A 23,385-nucleotide genomic window follows, 5' to 3' on the forward strand; every position below is an offset into this window, starting at 1 on the left:
ATGGAAAAGTTAATTGGAAAGCTAGGAACCGCGATTGTTTACCTATTCCTGACGTTAAATGCATTGCTTGTGCTTGCCCCTGTTATTTGGACGGTTTTAGCGTCATTTAAGCCCGGTAATAACTTATTTAGCTCAAGTTTTACGGATATAGGTTTCACGCTTGATCACTATCGTGCGCTTTTTACCGATACTCCATATTTAGATTGGTATCTGAATACCTTTATGCTGGCCACGGCAAACATGTTGATTTCACTTGTCGTAGTGACGATTTCAGCCTTTGTATTTTCTCGTTACCGCTTCAAAGGTAAACGCAACGTCATGATGAGCATTTTAGTACTGCAAATGTTTCCTGCGTTCTTATCAATGACCGCAATCTATATTTTGTTGTCGAAATTGAACTTTATCGATACCTACGCAGGTTTATTGTTTGTCTATGTCACGGGCTCACTGCCATTTATGGTGTGGCTGGTGAAAGGGTACTTCGATGCGATTCCAACCTCATTGGATGAAGCGGCGAAAATCGATGGTGCAGGGCACATGACCATCTTCATAGAGATAATATTACCTTTGGCAAAACCTATCTTAGTTTTTGTGGGATTAGTGTCGTTCACAGGTCCTTGGATGGACTTCATTCTGCCGACTCTCATACTACGTAGCGAAGAAAAAATGACTCTCGCTATTGGTATCTTCAGTTGGATCTCTTCTAACTCGGCTGAGAACTTTACGCTCTTTGCAGCAGGTTCACTGTTAGTTGCCGTTCCAATTACGTTGCTGTTTGTTGCAACGCAGAAACACATCACCACCGGCCTCGTCAGCGGTGCAGTAAAAGAATAAAAATCAGGAATACACACATGATTACAAAAAGCTCGCTAACACACTCGGCAAAGAGTGCGGACAGTTACGCCTATGATAATGAAACGCTTCACTTAAGATTACGCAGTGCAAAAGGCGAAATTGAACGTGTGGCGCTATGGATAGGTGACCCTTATCACTGGGCTGAAGGTGGACTCGATGGTGGTAATCTCGGCGGAAGTGATGCTCATGGCTGGGTAGGTGGAAATGAAGTTCCTATGATCCATGAAGGAGAGACGGAACACCATGACCATTGGTTCGCCGAATTTAAGCCGCCGAAACGTCGTAGTCGCTATGGATTTATTCTGTATGGCAAAGACGGAGAAAAAATTCTATTTGGTGAAAAACGTTGTGCAGATCTGTCGGATCCGAATGAAGCCGAAGCCGAGTTAAGTAACTTAAGTAATTTTTATTGCTTCCCTTATATCAATCCACGTGATGTTTTGAAAACACCGAGTTGGGTTCCTGACACTATTTGGTATCAGATATTTCCTGAACGCTTTGCTAATGGTCGACCTGAAATTTCACCAGCAGAAGTACAGCCATGGGGAACTCGGCCTGTGTCTACTAACTTCATGGGAGGCGATCTTTGGGGAGTCATTGAGAAGTTAGACTACTTACAAGATCTTGGGATCAATGGTTTGTACCTTTGCCCTATCTTTACAGCCAACGCTAACCATAAATACGACACGGTCGATTACTATAACGTTGACCCGCATTTTGGCGGTAATGAAGCCTTTAAAGCATTAGTTAAAGAGGCGCATGCGCGTGGAATGAAAATCATGCTCGATGCAGTATTCAACCATATTGGTGATAAGTCACCGTTGTGGCTCGATGTGGTAGAAAAAGGTGCAGATTCTAAATACGCCGATTGGTTTTGGATCAATAAGTTCCCGGTTTATCCCGATACACCAAAAGATGAATGGGATTTTTGGAACTTTAACTACGAGACTTTTGGTAACGTACTTGAGATGCCAAAACTCAATACAGAAAATGAAGAGTGCCGAGCATACCTTCTTGATGTTGCGCGTTACTGGGTGGAAGAGTTTGATATCGATGGTTGGCGTTTAGATGTGGCCAACGAAGTGGATCACTCTTTCTGGCGCGATTTCCGCACCGTAGTAAAAGGCATTAAGCCAGATTGCTACATCTTAGGTGAGATTTGGCATGAGGGAATGCCGTGGCTACGAGGCGATCAGTATGACTCGCTGATGAACTACCCATTAACTCAAGCAATCACAGACTATTTTGCATTGGCAGCATTTGATAAAGAGAGCTTCATGCACGCGGTAAGCACTTCATATTTGGCTTACCCTCATAACGTCAATGAAGCGATGTTTAATTTGCTCGATAGCCACGATACTACTCGTATTCTGACTCTATGCGGTAATGACAAACGCAAAGCGAAACTCGCATATCTATTTATGTTCACGCAAGTGGGTGCTCCTTGTATCTATTATGGTGGCGAAATAGGCATGGACGGCGGGCGAGGCATGGGAAGTGAAGATAACCGCAAATGCATGATTTGGGATGAATCTGAGCAAGACCATGACTTTAAAAACTTTATCAAAGAACTGGTTGCACTAAGGCAGTCGCATCCTGAGTTTAATCAGCCACAAATCGAGTGGTTAACGGTAAATGATGACGAATGTATTGCGTATCAACGTGGAAAAGTGACGTTTGTACTCAATAATTCGGCTGCTCAAAAGAGCGTTCAAGTTAATGGCGACGACATTGAGTTAAATGCTTATGGGTATCGTATTCTCAATGAAGTAAAGATGGGTCAGAAGTAACGGATGTCGAACTCGTTGGTGTTAGGAATATCCATAGATAATCAATGGATCCGTACAGTGGTGGCCACAACGTCTTGGCAAGATGAAGTATATCGAACCTCGCAGAAGACGCCTCAAACGTTACCTGAGTTGCTTCAAGCGGTTGAAGTCTTAGTCAGGAATATTGAGTGGGGCTATGGGCGACCTAACGCCATCGGCTTAAGTGTGTCCGACGAGTTCTACCAGAGAGATGGCAACAACGTTCTTATATCGGACACTATTGCGAATGATGTAAATCAGAAGACAGGTATTGAATGTAATGTGATTCAATCTGCTTACGCGGCTCTGCTAGTTAAGCGGCAAATGATGCCGACAACGTCAAATGAAAGCGTGCTCAGTACGGTGATTGATGCTCATTGCAGTATCGTATTAGTTGATGATGAACATGCGGCACGGAAAAACCGACTTTTCGAATGGGCGCATAGCCGTTTACCGGAATATCACTGGCTTATTGATGGGCTATCTCCCGTTTGTCATTGTGGAAAAGAAGCCTGCTTAGATCAGTTTCTTACGGTGCAAGGTATTGAAAGGCAGTATCATCAAGTTGTGTTGAAAGATTGTACGCTTGCAGAAATATACCAGCTGGTTGAAGCAAGTGATCACCATGCAACTCGTATATATCGTGCTTTTGTTGACCAATTGGCACGAGCACTGATTGCTCCTATCCAATCGCTCATGCCTGCAACTTTGCAGTTATTTGGGGCGGCCAGCCGCTATCGCTTTTTAGGGGAAGATCTGAAAGTGGCGCTCTCTCGTTATTGCGAGCCTAGTATCATCCCAGAAATCAAACACGATATAGATAATACATCTTTGTCTGATGAGTTTGTTTTTGCGCTAGGCGCCACGTTATTGCCTTGCCTAATACGATCTGGAGCATTGAGTTAGAACGTCACCTTACCGATTCTTAATATATTTAAAAAAAATCACATTAATCATTTACGCTCATAGTTTTAGGAGTGGTAGTCTTAGAGAGAAGATGTTTTGAATAGTTTTAGAGGACAACCCGTGTCAGAGCTAGTAACCAAATTAATGGATTTTGGTTTTACCAAAACAGATGCCCTTGTTTATATTAATTTGCTGAAAAACGGCCGAGCAAGTGGTTATAAAATTGCCAAAGAGATCTCTTTGTCTCGTTCTTCCGTGTACTCCTCAATCGATAATCTGTACAAGAATGGCTACATTTTTATGTCGGAAGGGGAGACAAAAGAGTATGAAGCGAAGTCTCCAGAGTTGATTTTCAGTCAGATCGAAAAGAAGACCGTTGAGAATATCAATGTGCTTAAAACTGAACTGTCGAAAATGATGCTCCAAGAAGAGAAAGAGTTTGTCTATAACGTGTCTGGATTTGAAAATCTAATCCAGAAGGCGAAAGAGATGATCAATCAAGCGCACCTTGAGATTTATCTGAATACTGATTTTCATCTCTCATTGTTTGAGAAAGAGTTGTGCGATGCTGTTGAGCGTGGCGTGCGAATCATTGTTTTTTCGTTCAACCGCATTCAAGCGCCTCATGAAAAAATCGAGCTATATTCTCGTTCTCAGAATGATGAATTAGAGTACCCTTCACATCGTTTCATGTGTGTCGTGGATATGAAGCTAGCGATAATGTTCTCTCATCGTGAAGAGACATTGGGTTTATACGCCAATAATCGTTTGATGGTAAAAATGATCGCTGAGCACATTCACAGTGATATCTACCTCATGGCTTATGAAGGGCTAGAACCAGAGAAACGAGTGCGTGTGAATACGATTCATGAGCAACAAAACTCAATGGCACTGGCGGATACAGACAAGCCTAGCGCTTAATCTCATAAAATAAATAGAATAAATAGAATAAAAAAAGCTGATATTTTCATATCAGCTTTTTTTGTGTGCCATTTAAAAATGAGGTTTACACGATGGTTTGTCTAAGCACCTTCGCCAGTCGCTTGACCGCTTCCACTAACTCTTGTGGGTTGGCATTGGTAAAATTAAGTCTAACGGCAGCCGGTGTATTCTCTGGTTGTGGATAGAATACAGGGCTAGGAACGACAGCAACACCATTAGCAAGTAAGGTTTTAGCCAATTCAAACGTGTCGCAATCTGGCAGGGATAACCATACGAACATGCCGCCATCGACTGGTTTCAGTACACAAATTGTCGGTAACTGTTGTTGTAATTCAGAGAACAGAACTTCGTAGCGCTGCTTGTACAATGCCTGGATCTTTGCCATATGCTGTTCAAAGTCAGGGTGTTTGAGCAGTCCTAATAATAGGGCTTGCATCGGAACACTAGAGTGTAAATCGGCCCCCTGTTTTACCTTGATCAGCGGCTCTAAATAGCTTTTTTTGCCCGTTACCGCGCCAATTCTTAGCCCTGGAGAGGCAATCTTAGAAAATGAACGCAACACAATGGAGTGTTGTGGGCAGAACTCTGACACCATAGGCAGAGCATCGTTGATAAATCTCAACTCTCTGTAAGGGGCATCTTCAATAAAGGCTACGTTATATTGAATGCATAATTCAGCAACCTGTTTACGGACTTCGAGTGACCAACAAACGCCTGTCGGGTTATGAAAATCAGGTACAGCGTAGAACATCTTAGGTGCTTGTTGGATAAAGCACTGCTTAAGTTCTTCGATATTCGGCCCAAATTCCGTTTGAGATACGGTTACGATATTGGCTTGAACTAACCCAAAAACTTGCATCGCCCCCAAGTAGCTCGGCGCTTCCATTACCACTGTATCATTGGGATCAACATACGCACGAGCAATCAAATCTAGCCCCTGCTGAGAGCCTGTACAAATCATTGGCATATGGCTGTCAGGAAGTTGATATACATCGGTCAGGTGTTCTAATAAGGGGGCATAACCTGCAGTTGATCCATACTGGAACACTTCAGGCATATCGGACAGTTGCTCAAGCGTTTCTCGCATTAAGTCAATGGGGAACGTTTTCTCATCAGGAAGACCACCTGCAAGAGAGATGACATTTTTGTCAGAAGCGGCGGCGAGTATTTCTCGAATATAAGATGACTGTATCTGTTGCAGTGATTGTGCGATTTCCATGTGCGTTCCTGTCTTTTTGCTTTTATTTATTGTTTTATTCTTCTCTCATTGATACTACAGAGCATTGCGAGTTTCGGTTTGTCCGTTTATGCTTATAAATATGTCCATTTATGCTATTTGAGATCATGAGCCAACAACATACATCCCGAATTAATGATGTTCTGTTCTATATTCATCAAGATATAAGCCAAGAACTGGCAGCAAAAGAGCTTGCGGATGTGGCGGCGTACTCTGAGCAGCATTTTCACCGTATTTTTAAACAGGTGGTGGGAGAGTCGATCCATCAATACATTCGACGCACTCGAATGGAATATGCCGCTAATCAGTTGATGTTCGACACCAAATCAACGGTTTTAGATATTGCGAATAATTGTGGGTTCAACTCTCTTTCTTCTTTTAGTCGAGCATTTAAATCGACATTTCATATGTCACCAGGCGAGTGGCGAAAGCATGATTTACAAGTGTCAGATAAACCCTATTTGAAAGATGTTGAAGTAGCAGAGGGCTACCGACGAGTGGCAAATAGAGCGTTGCCTCAACCGAAAATCATAGAAGCAGAGGATCGCCTCGCTGCGTATGTGAGACATGAAGGTTATAACCGCTCAATTCGTAATGCTTGGTTAGTGCTTAAGGCGTGGGCGAGTTCGGAGAATCGAGACTTTTCGGAGCAATTTGGGCTGCATCACTCAAACCCTGCTTGGGTCGATTTAGATAAGTGTCGCTATGTCGCTTGTATCTCGATTGATAAGCCATTGAAATACAGAGGAGTGGTTAATCAAATGGTGATCCCGGGAGGGTTGCACGCGGTATTCCGATTACATGGTATATATGGTGAATTGCTTCCGCAGATAAGTACCGTTTTAGAGCAATGGCTACCCGCTTCTGGGTTTAAATTGAGGTCAACACCTGCATTTGTTCACTATCATAAAAACCATTTTTTGAATGAAAATGAAGAGTTTGAATTAGATTTTTATTTACCTATCAGCTTCTATTAAATGACAATATATCCATATTTACATTGTAAATTTCTTGTCTTTCACATAACGATGGCGAAGCGCTTGTGAGACTTTTGACGCGGGTGGCTTATTTAAATGATCGCAGATTATCCACCCTGCTTTAGCGACATCGAGTGAGTTAACCCCCGTTTCGATGCCTAAACCATCACAAAGGTAAAGTACATCTTCAGTCGCGACATTACCGCTGGCTCCAACGGCATATGGGCAGCCCCCTAAACCCGCGACACTGCTATCAATGACGGAAACGCCCATGGTTAGAGCTTGATATATATTGGTGAGAGCTTGCCCCCAAGTATCGTGAAAGTGCACTGCTATTTGGTTGAGTGGCACCTGCTTGTGTACGGCTTCTAACATAGTTGCAATACGCAGTGGCGTTCCTGTTCCTATGGTGTCACCAAGAGATATTTCATAACAGCCTAATTCAAGTAGTTCTCGGGCGACAGTCGCGACTTGTTGTGGAGGTGTTGTTCCATCGTATGGGCAATCTGCGACACAAGATAAATAGCCTCTTACAGGAATATTGAGTTTTCGAGCTTCATCCACCAGAGGAAGAAAACGCTGGATGCTTTCAGAAATAGAGCAGTTGATATTGTGTTGGCAAAAAAGCTCGGATGCTGATGTGAAAATGGCGACTTGGTTCGCGCCAGATTGAATCGCTTGTTCAAAACCTTGTAGGTTCGGGGTGAGTGCAGAATAGGTAACATTGGGCTGGCGAAAAATTTTGTCCATCACTAAGGCTGAATCTGCCATTTGAGGCACCCATTTCGGAGAGACGAAAGAACCAGATTCAATGTGCCTCAGCCCGGTTAGAGAGAGTTGGTTAATCAGATCGATTTTTGCTTCGGTACTGACAGAGACTTCATTCTGCAAGCCATCACGAGGGCCCATTTCGGCGATTAACACTGCTGTAGGAAGAGTCACGCTTATCTCCTATGACTTTTTCGGTTGAGCACTCCATGAAGGAGCTCGTTTTTCGAAAAATGCATTTAAACCTTCTTGCCCCTGTTCTGAAACACGAATGTCGGCGATTAACTGACTGGTATGCTCAATCAAACCTGAATCAATAGGCTGTGTGGCGCAGCGCTGGCAAAGTGCTTTAGCTTGCTGCAATGCGGCAGGGCTATTAGCTAAGAAATATTGGGTAAATTGTTTGATCTTTTGCTCAGTATTTCGGCGGTTACAGGCAAGTTTATGTACTAATCCAATGTGCTGTGCTGTTTTGGCATTGATGCTTTCAGCGGTCAGCATATAACGTCTCGCCAAGCGGGTTCCAATTGCACGGCAGAGATAGGGAGCAATGGTTGCTGGAATGAGGCCGAGTTTGACTTCGCTTAAACAGAATTGAGAATCATCTTGAGCGATGGCAATGTCACAGCAACAAATCAGGCCAAGCGCCCCACCAAAGGCAGAACCTTGTATAACCGCAATCGTTGGGTGAGGAAAATTGTCGAGCGCGGACATAAGATGCGCCAGTTGGGTGGCATCTTGCTTATTTTCAGCCGCGGTTTTTTTTGCCATTGACCGCATCCAGTTGAGATCGGCACCCGCAGAGAAATGTTTTCCATTGGCTCTAAGCAGTAAAACTCGCACTGAAGGGTGAGTGGCAAGCTCATGCAATTTGGCGAGTAAATGGTCGATCAGCCGATCATCAAACGCATTGTGTTTATCGACACGGTTTAGCGTTAATGTGGCGACTCCACACGCATCAATATCACACAGTAAATCGCTAAATGGGGGCGGTTGGTTACTCGTCATCCATAACACCTCTTCTTCATCTTTGAATGTTTCTTGTAGTGATTCTTATGTCATTATTCTCATGTCATCTGGCTACTTTCAATTTTCAGATGGGCAGGGCTACATCCGGAAAATGCCAAACTGACTCTCAACAATCGGTGCACGTAGTGATGCCGCCAAAGCTTGCCCGACGATGTCACGGGTATCTTTCGGGTCAATAATGCCATCGTCCCACAACCTTGCGCTGGCAAAGTATGGGTGGCCCTGAGCCTCATACTGATCGATGATCGGTTGTTTGAATTCCTCCTCTTGTTCGGCTGACCATTCTTGATTGGTTCGCTGCTTAATATCACGTTGTACTTGTGCCATTACCCCTGCGGCTTGTTCGCCTCCCATAACGGAAATTCGGGCATTAGGCCACATCCACATCATGGTTGGATCATAGGCTCGGCCACACATTCCATAGTTTCCTGCACCATAAGAACCGCCAATAATAACGGTAAATTTGGGCACATCAGCGCACGCTACGGCCATAACAAGCTTAGCGCCATCTTTGGCTATCCCCTCGGCTTCGTATTTTTTCCCTACCATAAAACCAGTAATGTTTTGCAGAAACAGCAGTGGGATTTTTCGTTTGGCACAAAGCTCAATAAAGTGCGCCCCTTTTTGAGCAGATTGGGAAAATAGAATGCCGTTATTGGCGACGATGCCGATTGGATGACCGTGTAAATGGGCGAATCCGCAGACCAAGGTTTGTCCATATAACGCTTTAAATTCATCAAAGTCAGAATCATCGACAATACGAGCGATCACTTCTCTTACATCAAATAGGTGACGCAAATCTGCATTGACGATGCCATACAGATCCGTAGCGTCGTAACGAGGAGGCAGGATAGGGTTGGGGTTAGCAATAGGCCAAGTGTTGGATGCTTGATTGGTGCTGGATATTGCTTGTCGGGCAAGGTTAAGTGCGTGCTGCTCATCTTGAGCGTAATAATCCGCTACCCCCGATTTTTTGCAGTGAACATCCGCGCCTCCCAGCTCTTCAGCGGTCACTATTTCGCCTGTCGCAGCTTGAACAAGAGGTGGGCCTGCTAGGAAAATAGTTCCCTGTTTTTTGACAATAATCGAGACATCAGCCATGGCAGGAACATAAGCGCCCCCAGCGGTACATAATCCAAGTACCACCGCAATTTGTGGAACTCCTTTGGCTGACATGCGTGCTTGATTGAAGAAAATACGGCCAAAATGCTCTTTATCGGGAAAGACATCCGCTTGTTGCGGTAAATTTGCCCCACCAGAGTCCACGAGATAAACACAGGGGAGATGGCAACGCTGAGCAATCTCTTGAGATCGAAGGTGTTTTTTGACGCTTAATGGGTAATAGGTTCCACCTTTAACGGATGGATCATTGGCGATCACCATGCATTTGATTCCGTCAATTTCGCCTATTCCAGCCACGAGACCAGCGCACGGAATCGGCTGTTCATAAACTCGCCATGCGGCAAATTGACCGATCTCTAGAAAAGGCGTCTCGGGGTCTAATAAGGTGGCAATGCGCTCTCGTACAGGAAGTTTTCCTTTTTGACGCTGACGCTCTAACGCCGCCTCACCTCCGCCTTGTTTGATGATTTCAAGGTTAGAGTTAAGGTTATCAAGCAGCCGAAGCATCACTCGCTTGTTAGTGAGAAAAAGCGGATCCTTTGGTTTGGCTTTAGTTTTAATGATGGCCATGGATCTTTCCTTTCAATGAGTCACTTATTTGGAGTTAAGTGACGGTTTGTTGAGAGCTTATCAACGGGATTCTTCAAACAGTTCGCGTCCAATCAACATGCGTCTTATTTCAGATGTACCAGCGCCAATCTCGTATAGCTTGGCATCTCGAAGTAGCCGCCCTGCAGGAAATTCGTTGATATACCCATTGCCGCCAAGCAGTTGAATGGCGTCTAGCGCGAGTTTTGTGGCAAGTTCAGCAGCGTATAAAATCACGCCTGCAGAATCTTTACGTGTGGTTTCACCGCGATCACACGCAGAAGCGACCGCATAAATATAAGCGCGCGCTGCATTCATTTGGGTATACATATCGGCCACTTTGGCTTGAACCAACTGGAACTCTCCAATTGAGCGTCCGAACTGTTTTCGGTCATGGACATAGGGGATCACTAAATCAAGGCATGCCTGCATTATCCCCAGTGGACCTGCGGCCAGCACCACACGCTCGTAATCTAAGCCACTCATTAACACTTCCACACCGTGGTTGAGTTGGCCTAAGATATTCTCTTTTGGGACTTGGCAGTTTTCGAAGACTAATTCACAAGTGTTTGAGCCTCGCATTCCAAGCTTGTCGAGTTTTTGTGCGTGGCTGAACCCGACAAAGTCGCGCTCAATGACAAATGCACTGATGCCATGAGAGGTTTCATTGGGATCGGTTTTGGCATAAACCACTATGATATCGGCATCGGGGCCATTGGTGATCCACATTTTAGAACCATTGAGAAGATAGTGATTACCTACTAACTCCGCTTTGAGTTGCATGCTAACCACGTCAGATCCTGCGTTTGCTTCACTCATCGCGAGTGCGCCAATGTGGCTACCATCAATCAGTTTTGGCAAATACTTTTCACGTTGCTGTTGCGTCCCATTGCGAAAGATCTGATTGACGCAAAGGTTGGAGTGAGCGCCATAACTTAGCGCAACAGAAGCGGAGGCTCGGCTGATCTCTTCCATAGTGATGACATGAGCAAGGTATCCCATATTTGCCCCGCCATACTCTTCACCGATCGTCACACCAAGTAACCCCATGTCACCAAACAGTGCCCAGAGATGGTTTGGAAATTGGTTGTCTCTATCTATTTCAGCGGCAATCGGCGCGATGTGCTGAGTCGCGAAACCATTTACTTGTTCTCGAAGCATATCGAGAGTGTCGCCAAGGCCAAAGTTAAGTGAGCGGTAGTCGCTATTCATACTATCTCCTAAACTCTCGATTATCTCCAAACTTCAGAGCCTCTCCAGAATGTTATTGACCAATGAAAGCACGGTGATTATGTTGCTGAATCATGGTCTGCATGGTCTTGTTGGCTTGGGGCATTGAGTGCTTGTTGACAGCGTGCTCGGGCGGTATTGAGTTCATGCATCACGACATTGATATCGTTCAGTTGACATTGTAACGCCTGTTGTTTCTCGTCAATAAGGAGCAACATTTTCTTTAACTGAGTGTCACTCTGATTGGTATCGTAGAGCTCAAATAGTTCTCTGATTTCTGCTAACGATAATCCCAAACGTTTCCCACGAAGTATCAACTTCATGCGGACTTTATCGCGATGCCGGTAGATTCGAATACCACTTTGGCGAATGGGGTGAATTAGGCCCATGTCTTCATAAAATCGGATGCTTCGAGTCGTGATATTAAACTCATTCGCCAGTTCGCTAATTTTGAAACTTTCCATTTAATGGTCGCCTCCAACTACGTCATGCCGAGAAAAACCGTTAACTGACCTTCGACTGCCCCCTAAAAGGTGGGTGCGCCCCTAAGTGTGTTGAAATTTTGTTTCTTGACGTTTACGTAAATGTTAGTGCTATGCTTACGTAAACGTCAAGCAAGGGCAGTGCAAAAAGTAACCGCTTTTTTTTGAGGCTAGCTCTGAAGGCGTTATGCAGAAAACATTGATCAGAACTCAATCGATGGGGACAGATAAATGGAAAAGTCGATATGGATTGTCGCCGCAAAACGCACACCCCAAGGCAGCTTTCAAGGTATGTTGAAGGCATATTCTGCGCCAAAATTAGGCTCGTTTGCCATCCGTTCGACGCTTGAGTCGATTCCTATCTCTGTTGATTCAATTGATGAAGTATTCATGGGCTGTGTTCTACCTGCTGGATGTGGGCAAGCCCCTGCACGACAAGCCGCTCTCGGAGCGCAATTGCCTTATTCTGTCGGTTGTACCACCATCAACAAAGTTTGTGGCTCTGGTATGAAGTCGGTTGCGCTGGCCTATAATTTGATTTTATCAGGCTCCATTCAATGTGCGATTGCTGGTGGTATGGAAAGCATGACCAACGCCCCTTATCTGCTTAAAGAAGCTCGAAGTGGTATGCGTTTAGGGCACAAAAGTACGGATGACCATCTATTTTTAGATGGCTTGCAAGATGCCTACGACGGAGAGCTGATGGGCGTCTATGCACAGCATACTGCTGATAAATTGCATTTTACGCGCGAGCAGATGGATCGGTGGGCGACCATGTCGGTGACCCGAGCGTTAGAGGCGCAGCAACAGCAGTTATTTGCTGATGAAATCGCACCAATTAAGGAGACATCAACGGCAAAGACGTCTACCAACACAGCACAAAAACCGTCACAGAAAATTATCGATTTTGATGAGCACCCAACGGAAATTAGTCTCGATAAAATCCCCCGTTTACGTCCCGCCTTTTCCACGATTGGTTCGGTGACAGCCGCTAATTCCAGTGCCATTTCGGATGGAGCCGCAGCGTTAATTGTTATGGATTCTAATTTGGCAAGGCAGCAAGGGTTAACATCATTGGCGGTGATTAAAGGCCATGCTACTCATGCTCGAAAACCTTCTGAATTTACCCTTGCACCTGTGTATGCCATGGAGCAACTGCTCTCTCAGCTAGATTGGTCTGTGGATGAAGTGGATTTATGGGAAATTAACGAAGCTTTTGCCGTAGTCACTCAAATTGCCGTTCAACATTTTGGTCTAGATACCAACAAGGTCAATATCAAAGGTGGAGCATGTGCGCTTGGACACCCTATTGGTGCAAGTGGGGCTCGTATTTTGGTGACTTTAGTCCATAGCTTAAGGCAGTTAAAAAAGCTTCAATCTTCGGTTTCAAATCAACCTCACGATAGAGTGATGCGGGGTATTGCTTCCTTGTGTATTGGCGGTGGAGAAGCGATTGCTGTGGGGATTGAAGTCTAGGACGAGACATAGGAAGCGAGGTTGCGAATAAACCGAGAAGGAGCGATGTATGGATTTTGAACTCAATCAAGATCAACAACTGTTTTCTGGTACCGCTCATCAATTTGCGATGGATAAATTGAGTCCAATGGCGGCTGAATGGGATGAAAAACACCACTTTCCTAAAGATGTCTTGAAAGAGGCAGGGGAGCTAGGATTTTTGAGCCTTTACACGCCGGAAGAGAGTGGTGGACTAGGTTTGAGCAGGCTCGATTCGTCGATTATTTTTGAGCAGTTGGCGATGGGGTGCACCTCAACCACCGCGTTCATGACGATTCACAATATGGTGACATGGATGATCGCGAGCTTCGCAACTTCAGACGTGAAAGATGAGTTCTGTCCTCAACTGATCTCGGGAGATTGGCTAGGATCGTACTGCTTAACTGAGCCAAATGCAGGATCGGATGCTGCGTCATTGGTCACCAGAGCCCAAAAAGTGGATGGGCAGTACATCATCAATGGCGGCAAGAGCTTTATTTCGGGGGCTGGTGAAACTGACGTTTTAGTGGTGATGGCTCGTACAGAAGCTGATGACAGTAAAACGGAAAATCAGGCTTGCAAGGGGGCAAAGGGTATTTCTGCTTTTGTGGTTCCGGCGAATGCCGCAGGGATCAGTTACGGGCGAAAAGAACCCAAAATGGGGTGGAATAGCCAACCAACACGCTCGGTTACTTTTGAAAATGTGTCTATTCCTGCATGTCACTTACTGGGAGAAGAAGGGCTGGGTTTTACATTCGCGATGAAAGGTCTTGATGGTGGGCGAATTAACATCGCGACCTGTTCTATAGGTACGGCGCAGCAAGCGTTGAATCAAGCGACTCAGTACATGAAAGAGCGTAAGCAGTTCGGCAGAAGTTTGGATCAATTCCAAGGGCTGCAATTTAAGCTCGCGGATATGGCGACAGAGTTAGTGGCTGCAAGGCAGTTAGTCCGATATGCGGCCAGTAAATTGGATCGTCAAGATCCTGAAGCAACGGCTTACTGTGCGATGGCTAAACGATTTGCCACCGACGTCGGATTTAGAGTGTGTGATCAAGCGCTACAACTGTATGGCGGCTATGGTTACATCAAAGAGTATCCACTTGAACGTTACTTCAGAGATGTTCGAGTGCATCAGATATTAGAAGGTACGAACGAAATCATGCGTTTAATTATCGCAAGACGACTGTTAGCTGATGGGGCTGAAATTCTGTAAATAAAGGAGGCGATATGACAGGTAAGGTCAGCTTTACTGAATGGCAATGTGACGATGAAAAGCACAGCGTTGGGATTGCGACTCTGGAAAATGAAACTTCTCTGAATGCATTAACTTTCGATATGTTAGTGCAGTTAAAAGATCAGTTAGATCTGTGGAAATACGATCCCAAAATTGTCTGCATTTTATTACAGGGGGCGGGTGAGAAAGCTTTTTGTGCTGGAGGGGATGTCCGCACAATGCATAACGTGATGCGTGATGAATCTAAAGCAGATGCACAAGCATTTTGTATTCAATATTTTACGGTTGAGTATCAATGTGATTATCTGATCCATACCTATCCCAAACCTATTGTCGTGTGGGGGGAAGGCATAGTGATGGGTGGTGGAATGGGGCTATTTATGGGAGGGAGCCACAAAGTAGTGACGCCTAAATCCCGTTTAGCCATGCCAGAAATAAACATCGGTTTGTATCCTGATGTGGGTGGAACCTGGTTTCTAAATCGATTAGAACCGGGTATTGGTTTGTTTCTAGGTCTTACCGGAGCGTTAGTGAATGCAACGGATGCGGTGGATATTCATCTTGCGGATCATTTGCTTCTTCCTGAGACTAAAGATCACCTGCTTGCACAGTTACAAGCCACTTCTTGGCAAGAACATAACGATCATCATTCCATCCTCACGACGTTGCTTAACTCGCTAGCCAAGCAGGCCATAGACCACAAGCCAGAAAATCAATTGATGCACTATTTTTCTGAGATCCAGCAAGCCTGCGATTCAACAGATTTAGAGACGATTCGACGCAACATATTAGCGATCTCCCCCGATTCGGAATCGACACATAAGTGGCTCGATTCTGCCAAACACGCCTTGAAAGGAGGCAGCCCTATCACCGCGCACATCTGTTTTCGACAAATGACTCAACACCATCATTTATCCTTAGCCGATTGCTTTCGACTGGAACTCGGCTTGTCCGCTCATTGCGGGATTTTAGGCGAATTTCAAGAGGGTGTTCGAGCGCGGTTAATTGATAAAAGTGGTGAACCTCAATGGTTATTTAGCAGCATTGGTGATGTGGATACTGATCTGATCGAGGCACTATTCACTTCGTTGTGGAGCAAAGAACAGCACCCACTCGCGCAATTAGGCCATTGAGTTTACCTCGCCGTAGCAACCATTATTGCTATTACTAAAGCGGTATCGGTAAGGAGATTTATCTATGAACTTGAAACAGAGTGTCGTTGCCATTACGGGGGCAGGACAAGGGTTGGGGCAGACGATGGCGATAACCTTAGCGCAATCTGGAGCTGAACTTGCCCTACTTGATATCAATGAGCAAGCGTTACAAGAGACACAACAGCAGTGTTTGGCGCTTGGCGTCACTTCTCGTACCTATGCTGTTGATGTGACTAGTGAGCCTCAAGTCGAAGCGGTGTTCAATCGAATTGTTGAGGACTTCGGACAACTTGATGGCTTGATCAATAATGCAGGAGTGCTGAGAGATGGCTTGTTAGTCAAGGTGAAAGAAGGCGAAATACATAAGATGTCTTTGGAGCAGTTTAATGCGGTGATCAACGTCAATTTGGTCGGTACATTCCTGTGTGGGAGAGAGGCCGCCGCCAAAATGATCGAAACGAAACGTAAGGGTGTCATTATCAATATTTCGAGTGTTGCTCGTTCAGGGAATATTGGTCAATCGAATTATTCTGCATCTAAAGCAGCCGTTGCAAGTATGGCGACATGTTGGGCGAAAGAGCTGGCTCGTTATAGCATTCGCGCTGCTGCTATTGCTCCGGGAGTCGTGGATACTGCGATGGCAAGACAGCTGAAACCGGAAGCGGTAGATCGCTTGAAAGCAATGATACCCGTGGGGCGAATAGGTGATTCTGCTGAGATTGCCCATGCGGCCAAATATATATTTGAAAATGAGTACTTTACCGGAAGAGTGCTCGAAATCGATGGAGGAATGCGAATGTAGCGACATGTCAAAAAAATGTGAAACAGCATTCATTATTCATCACAAAATAAGACCAAAGTCATCACGATAAATTACAAGTTCTGCCACAATATAAAAACAAAAATAAAACAACAATTGACGTTGGGTAGGCTTGGTATGAAATTAAGTAATTTATCGGTGAAAAATAAACTATTAGCAATAGTAATGGCAGCAGTGACGATGATCATTGCGACCTGTTTGTATAACTTAAATGAGCAACGGAGTTCCTCTTACCTAGAAAGAGAAGGCAAATTGTCATCTCAAGTGGAAACGGTCGTGAAGTTGGTGGACTATTTTTACCAGCAGCGCAGTGAACTTGGAGAAGAGGTTGCGAAATCGATGGCACTAGACGCCATTAAGCAAATTCGTTTCGATGAGACAAACTACTTTTGGGTTACCAATCCAGCGTTAAATGTCTTAATGCATCCGATTAAACCAGAGTTGATTGGACAAAATGCTCAGGGGTTCAAAGATGGTGCAGGGAAGTATCATTGGCAAGAGATGGCTACAATAGCCAAAACGACTCAACATGGCTTTTTAGACTATCAATGGAGAAGCTCAACCGGTGAGTTGAAGGATAAAATTTCTTATGTGATCTATTTTTCTCAATGGGATTGGATTGTTGGCTCTGGGATTTTAGTTGCCGATATACAAGAAACCTTTTTTGCGAATGCGATACAAGGGTTGATTGTTGCGGTGATCCTTGCCGTAGTATTACTCGCAATGGGGTTTGTGATCTCGACAAATATAGTTAACCCACTGCATAACCTGATTGGTAAAACCCACCGTATTGCTGATGGTGACTTAACCGTAAGGCTTAACTTTAAAAGAAAAGATGAGCTTGGAGAGGTTGGAGGCGAGATCGATCGCATGCTGGCTAAACTGCAACAAACGCTTCAATCGGCGAATGAATCTGCTGTTCTCTCTTCCAGTATGGCGCAAAGTATCGCTTCCGCTAGTGAAGAAGCCGCAACCAGTGTCTATTCTCAGTATACGCAGCTTGAACAGCTTTCAGCTGCAATGACAGAGATGAGCACGACCATCTCAGACGTTGCTCATAATGCAGAGACAACCGCGCTTTCAACGGCGACTGCGACCTCTCATGCAGAGGTGAGTGGCGGCAATATGCGTGCGACGACGGATACGATTGCCGAAGTGTCAGATAATATCGCGGTCGCAGATAATCTTGTGACTCAGTTAAAAAGTGGTGTGGATGAAATTAGCTCGGTAGTAAACGTGATTTCTGACGTTTCAGATCAAACCAACTTGCTAGCATTAAATGCCGCGATTGAGGCTGCAAGGGCTGGGGAGCAAGGTCGAGGTTTCGCAGTGGTTGCCGATGAAGTTCGAAACCTAGCCAGTCGTACCCATAACTCAACCTCAGAAGTGCAAGAAACCATTGATGCATTAATCGAGAGAACCACCAATACTGCCAATACTATGCAAAGCAGCCACAGTAAAGTGGAAGCGAGTGTGGCTAAAGCGAAGGAGACACAAGCTCAGCTCGCGTTAATGGTTGAAGAGCTGGTGGTTTCTAATGATATGGTCGCTCAAATTGCAGCGGCATCAGAGCAACAAGGTTTGGTTGCTCAAGAGATGAATCAAAATGTAAGTAGCATTCATCTATCGGCGAATGAAGTCAAACAAGCTTCTCAATTACTGGCTCAAGAGAGTCAATCTATGGCCGAAGCATCTGAAGTGCTAAAAGATCAATTACGCTATTTCAAAGTGTAACGTCGCGCTAAAACGCCTGAACATAAGGCGAGGATCTGCCTAATCAAAGCCACATCATTATGTGGCTTTTTTTGTCTCTGAGGTCTCTGACGCTAATATTCATTAGTGATTAGTGATTAGTGATTGGTTATTAGAGATCAGAGAAAGGTGAATAGTGAGCAGTGTTCTACTATTTTTAGGTTTAGTTCCGAAAATGGCTATTCAAGGCGATGGTTCGCGATACACTTAATATGTCTCTAAAGGAACTTGGATAGCGCAAGATGGAAGTAGAAAGTAGGCTGAGTATTGAAGAGTGTCAAAAAGCGAGAAAAGCGCGAGATCCTCGTTTCGATGGACAGTTTTATATTGCTGTCAAAACGACGGGCATTTTTTGTCGCCCAATCTGTCCTGCGGTGATGCCCAAAGAAGAGAATGTTGAATATTATCACCATGCAATAAAGGCGTTGCAGTCAGGGTATCGACCATGTCTACGTTGCCGACCTGATAGCGCCCCACATTCATGGGCGTGGAAAGGGACAGAGACGACATTTCAGCGTGCAATTACGATGATTGAGCGTGGTGAATTACAAACACAATCTTTGGCTGAATTGGCGAAGCGACTAGGGATCTCAGATCGTTATTTGAGGCAACTGTTTGATAAACACTTAGGCATGTCGCCAAAGCAGTATGCTCAGTATCATCAACTTATGTTTGCTAAGCAGTTGCTTCATACCAGTTCGATGAGCATTGGAGACGTCAGCTTTGCCTGTGGGTTTAACAGCATTCGCCGTTTCAATGATGCCTTCAAAAAATACCTTAAATTGACACCGAGTCAAATGAGAAAAAATACCAGCATGAAACAATCAACTCACCAATTGAGCTTGGCTTTCCGTGCCCCATTTAACTGGCAGCATATGCTGAACTTTTACCGACTCAGAGCAATATCCAGCATTGAAATAGTGGATGAAAATAGCTATCAACGTCACTTTATCATTAATGGGGTAAAAGGTTGGTTCAAAGCCTCGTTAGGAAAAAGCGACGTTTTGGATATTAGCTTTGAGCTAGATGATATGACTCAGTTACAAAATCTTGTGAGCCAACTGCGCAGAATGTTTGATTTGGATATTGATATTCACAGCATCGAAGAACAGTTAGAGCAGAGTGCGCCTGGCTTGATAAAAGAGCATGGCTTGCGAATTCCCGGTGTATGGAATGCATGGGAGGCCGGCGTTAGAGCTATTCTAGGGCAGCAAGTATCAGTGAAAGCCGCGATTGGGCAACTGAATTTGTTAGTGGATACTTTAGGTGAACAGACAGAGTCTGCCATGTACTTTCCCACTCCGGAAAAAGTGGCGTCGAGCGATGTCAGTTTTTTGCGTATGCCAAATAGTCGCAAGGAAACTTTAAGTAGATTCGCACGCTATATGTGCGAGAGTTTTGATGAACACCCATCTGAGTGGTTATCATTAAAAGGGATTGGCCCGTGGACGATTAATTACGCTTTGTTGCGTGGGCTATCTCAATCAGATTGTTTTTTAGATACAGATTTAGTGGTTAAAAAAGCCATGGCCGAATATACCAATTTAAACCCAAAATCCGTCGCCCCGTGGGGTAGTTACGCGACTTTTCACTGCTGGAATTTATAGAGATGAACGTATTTACGCACTATCAAAGCCCGATGGGCACAATGACAATACAAGCGTGTGATGATGGGGTACTTGGCGTTTGGTTTGAAACGCAAACTACGCAACCTGATGACATAGGATTGAAGGACGATCATCATCCGGTTTTGGTCTGTGCAATGAAGCAGTTAGGCGAATATTTTTCAGGAGAAAGGACCCATTTCGAATTGCCAATTGCGGCTAAGGGAACCTTATTTCAGCAACGGGTTTGGGATGCGTTGATGAAAATTCCATATGGAGAAACATGGAGTTACCAAGATATTGCCAATGAGATTGATAACCCTAAAGCGGTGAGGGCTGTGGGGTTAGCTAATGGAAAAAATCCAATTTCGATTATTGTTCCATGCCATCGAGTGATTGGTAAAAATGGTAAGTTAACGGGCTATGCGGGTGGTATCGAAATCAAAGAAAAATTGTTACAATTAGAAGGTGTTTTATAGTGATTGATATGGAGTGTTATGAATATAAAACCGAGTTTGTCCTTATCTCTTCTTAGTTTAGCGGCTTTATTGCTTTCAGGGTGTTCAGAAGAGAAGATTGAGCGATTGGAAAACGCTCAAACCTATGCATTTAAAGGTATGTATAGCAACCAAGAGAACTCAAATACCATCCATTTTAAAGATGGCGTGATGCGATATACCATGGCTGGAGAGGTCATGGAGAAGCCATACACGGTAGAAGATAAAAGCGTCTATATAAAATTGAGAAACAGCTCGAAAGAGAAGCGGAATGATCTTGTGATGTCGATTCATTTGAGTGGTGCAAGGCTGACCTGTAACTCTTGTGCCATGTATAACATGAGCAGTTTATGGTTAAGGGCTGATTAATCGTAATTTTAGCTGTTCTCTATTCTCACTAGTTGAATCACTCGATAGGCTATCGCCATAAGCCATAAGCCCCGACATATAATAAGTCATCGCGGGACAACCGAACAAATAGCATTGATAGAGCCTTAATAAAGGCTCTTATCTTAACTGAAACCTGCGTATCATCTATTGGTGAAACAGATGGCTGTTCAGCATTAAATGCACAGCAATACTGGACGCGTAACCAAGCATGATCACTGGAGCCCACTTTAAGTGGCCGAAGAAGGTGTATTTTCCATGCGCAGCTCCCATTAAAGCCACTCCAGCCGCAGAACCGATAGAGAGCAAACTTCCTCCAACCCCTGCGGTGAGCGTGACTAATAACCAGTTCCCCATCGACATTACAGGTTCCATAGTCAGAACGGCAAACATCACGGGAATGTTATCGACAATGGCAGACAGTATGCCAACCATTACATTGGCCCAAACGGGATCCCACTGGGTGTACATCACCTCTGAAACTAACCCTAAATACCCCAATAAACTTAGTCCACCGACACACATCACCACGCCGTAGAAAAATAATAAAGTGTCCCATTCGGCATGCGAAACACGCCTAAATACATCGAAAGGAACGACAGAGCCTATTCTTTTTAAAGCCGCTTCATCATTATTGGCGATGGCTATCGCTTTCTTCTTCGCTAACGACATGGGTAGGGTCTGTCTTAAGAAGTAGCCGAAAAATTGTAAATAAGCGAGGCCCATCATCATTCCAATCACAGGAGGGAAATGTAGCACTGCATGGAAAGCCACCGCGGTAGCAATGGTGAGAATGAATAATGCAACAATTCGTCTTGCCCCACGTTTTAGCTCAACTTCTTGATGGATGGTATCTGGCTTCGTTCTCGGAATGAAGAAGGACATGATCAGTGCTGGTACAAGATAGTTGATCACTGAAGGTAAAAAGAGCGGAAGAAATTGAGCGAAATTCACATGGCCCGCTTGCCACACCATTAGAGTGGTAATATCACCAAAAGGACTGAATGCGCCCCCCGCATTGGCGGCAATCACAATATTGATACAGGCGATATTAACGAAGCGTACGTTACTCCCCGCCACTTTTAGAACAACAGCACACATTAAAAGAGCGGTGGTTAAGTTATCGGCAATAGGGGAAATAAAAAATGAGAGAAAGCCGGTAAGCCAAAACAAGGATCTAAAATCAAACCCTTTGCCAACCATCCAAGCTTGAAGCGCATCGAAAAGACGACGCTCTTCCATCGCACTAATGTAGGTCATGGCCACGAGTAAGAAGAGCAGTAATTCCGCGTATTCCAGTAAATTATGTTCAATCGCCTGTTGTGCGACGTCGATATTGCCATGCTGCTGGTAGACATAGCCGATCATGATCCAGATTAACCCCGCAGCAAGCAGAACGGGCTTGGACTTTCTCAGCTTTAGCACCTCTTCAAGCATTACTAAGGTATAAGCCACCACAAAAATCCCAATCGCGGCATAACCGATTGTGGACTGCGTTAAATCAAGAGGAGAATTGAGTCCTGAACTTGTAGAGGAAGCAAGCACCGATGGAGACATCAACATGAGTAAACTTGTGGCGAAAATAGTAATGATAGAAGGAAGACTAAAAGGTGATTTCTGAACATGCATATCTACTGACTCCGGATAAAGGCAACAAATAAATATTAGTAGTAAATCAAGAGCCTAAGTGTGAAGTGAATCCAATTAATGCGGTTAGTTTAATCAAAAAAGTATCAGTAATAACATTACGCCAATCTAGGTAGCAGCATAAAAAATTCTCAACTGAGCAAATATAACCCTATTTAGAATCAATATCTGTTAGAGTGCGCGGCTACTTACTTGCAGTGCAGCCTTTTGTTAGCCGTATTATTGTTCGCTAGCCATTAATAATGAGGGTGCTGCCTTTTACATTAGGACTATCCGTGACTAATAACGACATTTTACGCCGTATTCGCTACACTTTTGATTTTAAAGATGCTCAGATGATTAAGATTTTTGCTCAAGCAGATCTTGAAGTAACACGTGAGCAGGTAAGCAACTGGTTAAAAAAAGAAGATGATTCTGATTACGTAAAATGCCGCGATCGTGAATTGGCGATCTTCTTGAATGGTCTCATTAATTTAAAACGTGGTAAGCGAGAAGGTGCACAGCCTGAGCCAGAAAATCGTCTAACCAATAACATGGTTTTCATGAAACTGCGTATCGCCCTTAATATGAAAACAGAAGACATTTTAAATGTAATGGAACTGGTTGACTTCGACATGAGCAAGCATGAGCTAGGCGCATTCTTCCGTAAGCCAAATCATAAAAATTATCGTGAGTGTAAAGACCAGATTTTACGTAACTTCTTAATGGGTGTGCAATTCCAACTTCGTCCTGATTCTGAAGACTATGTAGATTAATCTTGTAGGCTTAATTAGCATACATACCGCAAAAGCGAGCATTCAACAAGTGCTCGCTTTTTTGTTGCCTGAACAAAACTCTTCTCTTTATTCG

The 23,385-nt window shown here is 44.4% G+C and carries 21 protein-coding genes; 14 read left to right on the forward strand and 7 right to left on the reverse strand.

Annotation, left to right across the window (positions count from 1 at the left end):
• The 4 genes from F0249_RS01730 to F0249_RS01745 all read left to right on the forward strand — a co-directional run bounded on the left by F0249_RS01730 (position 1) and on the right by F0249_RS01745 (position 4,490).
• Positions 1 to 834 carry a sugar ABC transporter permease gene (locus F0249_RS01730; protein WP_171755632.1) on the forward strand — a complete coding sequence of 278 codons (834 nt, stop codon included), beginning with the start codon at positions 1 to 3 and terminating at the stop codon, positions 832 to 834.
• A 17-nt stretch (positions 835 to 851) separates the two neighbouring features.
• On the forward strand, positions 852 to 2,645 hold the full coding sequence (locus tag F0249_RS01735) for a glycoside hydrolase family 13 protein (RefSeq protein WP_017052431.1): 1,794 nt from the start codon (positions 852 to 854) through the stop codon (positions 2,643 to 2,645).
• A 3-nt stretch (positions 2,646 to 2,648) separates the two neighbouring features.
• Positions 2,649 to 3,569: an ROK family protein gene (locus tag F0249_RS01740; RefSeq protein WP_171755633.1), complete on the forward strand. Its 921-nt coding sequence runs from the start codon at positions 2,649 to 2,651 to the stop codon at positions 3,567 to 3,569.
• Between the two features lie 120 nt (positions 3,570 to 3,689).
• A complete protein-coding gene (locus F0249_RS01745; RefSeq protein WP_171755634.1) occupies positions 3,690 to 4,490 on the forward strand; it encodes a TrmB family transcriptional regulator in 801 nt (266 codons plus the stop codon).
• An 85-nt stretch (positions 4,491 to 4,575) separates the two neighbouring features.
• Here the strand turns inward: F0249_RS01745 and F0249_RS01750 are convergent, their stop codons facing one another.
• On the reverse strand, positions 4,576 to 5,730 hold the full coding sequence (locus tag F0249_RS01750; protein WP_171755635.1) for a PLP-dependent aminotransferase family protein: 1,155 nt from the start codon (positions 5,728 to 5,730) through the stop codon (positions 4,576 to 4,578).
• Between the two features lie 125 nt (positions 5,731 to 5,855).
• On the opposite strand from F0249_RS01750, the gene F0249_RS01755 reads away from it, so the two are divergent.
• Positions 5,856 to 6,725: a GyrI-like domain-containing protein gene (locus F0249_RS01755; RefSeq protein WP_113798788.1), complete on the forward strand. Its 870-nt coding sequence runs from the start codon at positions 5,856 to 5,858 to the stop codon at positions 6,723 to 6,725.
• 18 nt (positions 6,726 to 6,743) lie between these two features.
• Here F0249_RS01755 and F0249_RS01760 read toward each other — a convergent pair whose 3' ends face one another.
• From F0249_RS01760 to F0249_RS01780, 5 genes are all read right to left on the reverse strand, one after another.
• Complete coding sequence (locus F0249_RS01760; RefSeq protein WP_171755636.1) at positions 6,744 to 7,667, reverse strand: hydroxymethylglutaryl-CoA lyase; 924 nt, start codon at positions 7,665 to 7,667, stop codon at positions 6,744 to 6,746.
• 9 nt (positions 7,668 to 7,676) lie between these two features.
• A complete protein-coding gene (locus F0249_RS01765; protein ID WP_171755637.1) occupies positions 7,677 to 8,501 on the reverse strand; it encodes an enoyl-CoA hydratase-related protein in 825 nt (274 codons plus the stop codon).
• Between the two features lie 99 nt (positions 8,502 to 8,600).
• The gene (locus tag F0249_RS01770) at positions 8,601 to 10,214 is read right to left on the reverse strand and encodes a carboxyl transferase domain-containing protein (protein WP_171755638.1); all 1,614 of its coding nucleotides are present in this window, start codon (positions 10,212 to 10,214) and stop codon (positions 8,601 to 8,603) included.
• Positions 10,215 to 10,274: 60 nt separating this feature from the next.
• The gene (locus tag F0249_RS01775) at positions 10,275 to 11,444 is read right to left on the reverse strand and encodes an isovaleryl-CoA dehydrogenase (RefSeq protein WP_136994958.1); all 1,170 of its coding nucleotides are present in this window, start codon (positions 11,442 to 11,444) and stop codon (positions 10,275 to 10,277) included.
• Positions 11,445 to 11,521: 77 nt separating this feature from the next.
• Positions 11,522 to 11,926 (reverse strand): MerR family DNA-binding transcriptional regulator, encoded by a 405-nt coding sequence (locus F0249_RS01780; protein WP_171755639.1) that lies wholly within the window; start codon positions 11,924 to 11,926, stop codon positions 11,522 to 11,524.
• Positions 11,927 to 12,175: 249 nt separating this feature from the next.
• Between F0249_RS01780 and F0249_RS01785 the strand changes: the two genes are divergently transcribed.
• From F0249_RS01785 to F0249_RS01820, 8 genes are all read left to right on the forward strand, one after another.
• Complete coding sequence (locus F0249_RS01785; protein WP_171755640.1) at positions 12,176 to 13,420, forward strand: thiolase family protein; 1,245 nt, start codon at positions 12,176 to 12,178, stop codon at positions 13,418 to 13,420.
• 49 nt (positions 13,421 to 13,469) lie between these two features.
• Positions 13,470 to 14,654 (forward strand): acyl-CoA dehydrogenase family protein, encoded by a 1,185-nt coding sequence (locus tag F0249_RS01790; protein ID WP_171755641.1) that lies wholly within the window; start codon positions 13,470 to 13,472, stop codon positions 14,652 to 14,654.
• 14 nt (positions 14,655 to 14,668) lie between these two features.
• Positions 14,669 to 15,808 (forward strand): enoyl-CoA hydratase/isomerase family protein, encoded by a 1,140-nt coding sequence (locus F0249_RS01795; RefSeq protein WP_171755642.1) that lies wholly within the window; start codon positions 14,669 to 14,671, stop codon positions 15,806 to 15,808.
• 64 nt (positions 15,809 to 15,872) lie between these two features.
• Positions 15,873 to 16,631, forward strand: a complete 759-nt coding sequence (locus F0249_RS01800; protein WP_171755643.1) for an SDR family oxidoreductase — start codon at positions 15,873 to 15,875, stop codon at positions 16,629 to 16,631.
• 135 nt (positions 16,632 to 16,766) lie between these two features.
• The gene (locus F0249_RS01805) at positions 16,767 to 18,383 is read left to right on the forward strand and encodes a methyl-accepting chemotaxis protein (protein WP_017052778.1); all 1,617 of its coding nucleotides are present in this window, start codon (positions 16,767 to 16,769) and stop codon (positions 18,381 to 18,383) included.
• A 260-nt stretch (positions 18,384 to 18,643) separates the two neighbouring features.
• Positions 18,644 to 20,008, forward strand: coding sequence for a DNA-3-methyladenine glycosylase 2 family protein (locus F0249_RS01810; RefSeq protein ID WP_171755644.1), 1,365 nt, complete (start codon positions 18,644 to 18,646; stop codon positions 20,006 to 20,008).
• A 2-nt stretch (positions 20,009 to 20,010) separates the two neighbouring features.
• Positions 20,011 to 20,484: a methylated-DNA--[protein]-cysteine S-methyltransferase gene (locus F0249_RS01815; protein ID WP_171755645.1), complete on the forward strand. Its 474-nt coding sequence runs from the start codon at positions 20,011 to 20,013 to the stop codon at positions 20,482 to 20,484.
• A gap of 18 nt (positions 20,485 to 20,502) precedes the next feature.
• Positions 20,503 to 20,871 (forward strand): hypothetical protein, encoded by a 369-nt coding sequence (locus tag F0249_RS01820; RefSeq protein ID WP_017052775.1) that lies wholly within the window; start codon positions 20,503 to 20,505, stop codon positions 20,869 to 20,871.
• A 165-nt stretch (positions 20,872 to 21,036) separates the two neighbouring features.
• On the opposite strand, the gene nhaD is transcribed toward F0249_RS01820, so the two are convergent.
• Positions 21,037 to 22,482, reverse strand: coding sequence for a sodium:proton antiporter NhaD (nhaD, locus tag F0249_RS01825; RefSeq protein ID WP_171755674.1), 1,446 nt, complete (start codon positions 22,480 to 22,482; stop codon positions 21,037 to 21,039).
• A 329-nt stretch (positions 22,483 to 22,811) separates the two neighbouring features.
• Between nhaD and F0249_RS01830 the strand changes: the two genes are divergently transcribed.
• The gene (locus tag F0249_RS01830) at positions 22,812 to 23,291 is read left to right on the forward strand and encodes a DUF1456 family protein (protein WP_017052773.1); all 480 of its coding nucleotides are present in this window, start codon (positions 22,812 to 22,814) and stop codon (positions 23,289 to 23,291) included.
• Positions 23,292 to 23,385 lie beyond the last annotated feature (94 nt).

This window comes from Vibrio sp. 03-59-1 (assembly GCF_013114135.1).
In the GTDB taxonomy this organism is placed as follows: domain Bacteria; phylum Pseudomonadota; class Gammaproteobacteria; order Enterobacterales; family Vibrionaceae; genus Vibrio; species Vibrio cortegadensis.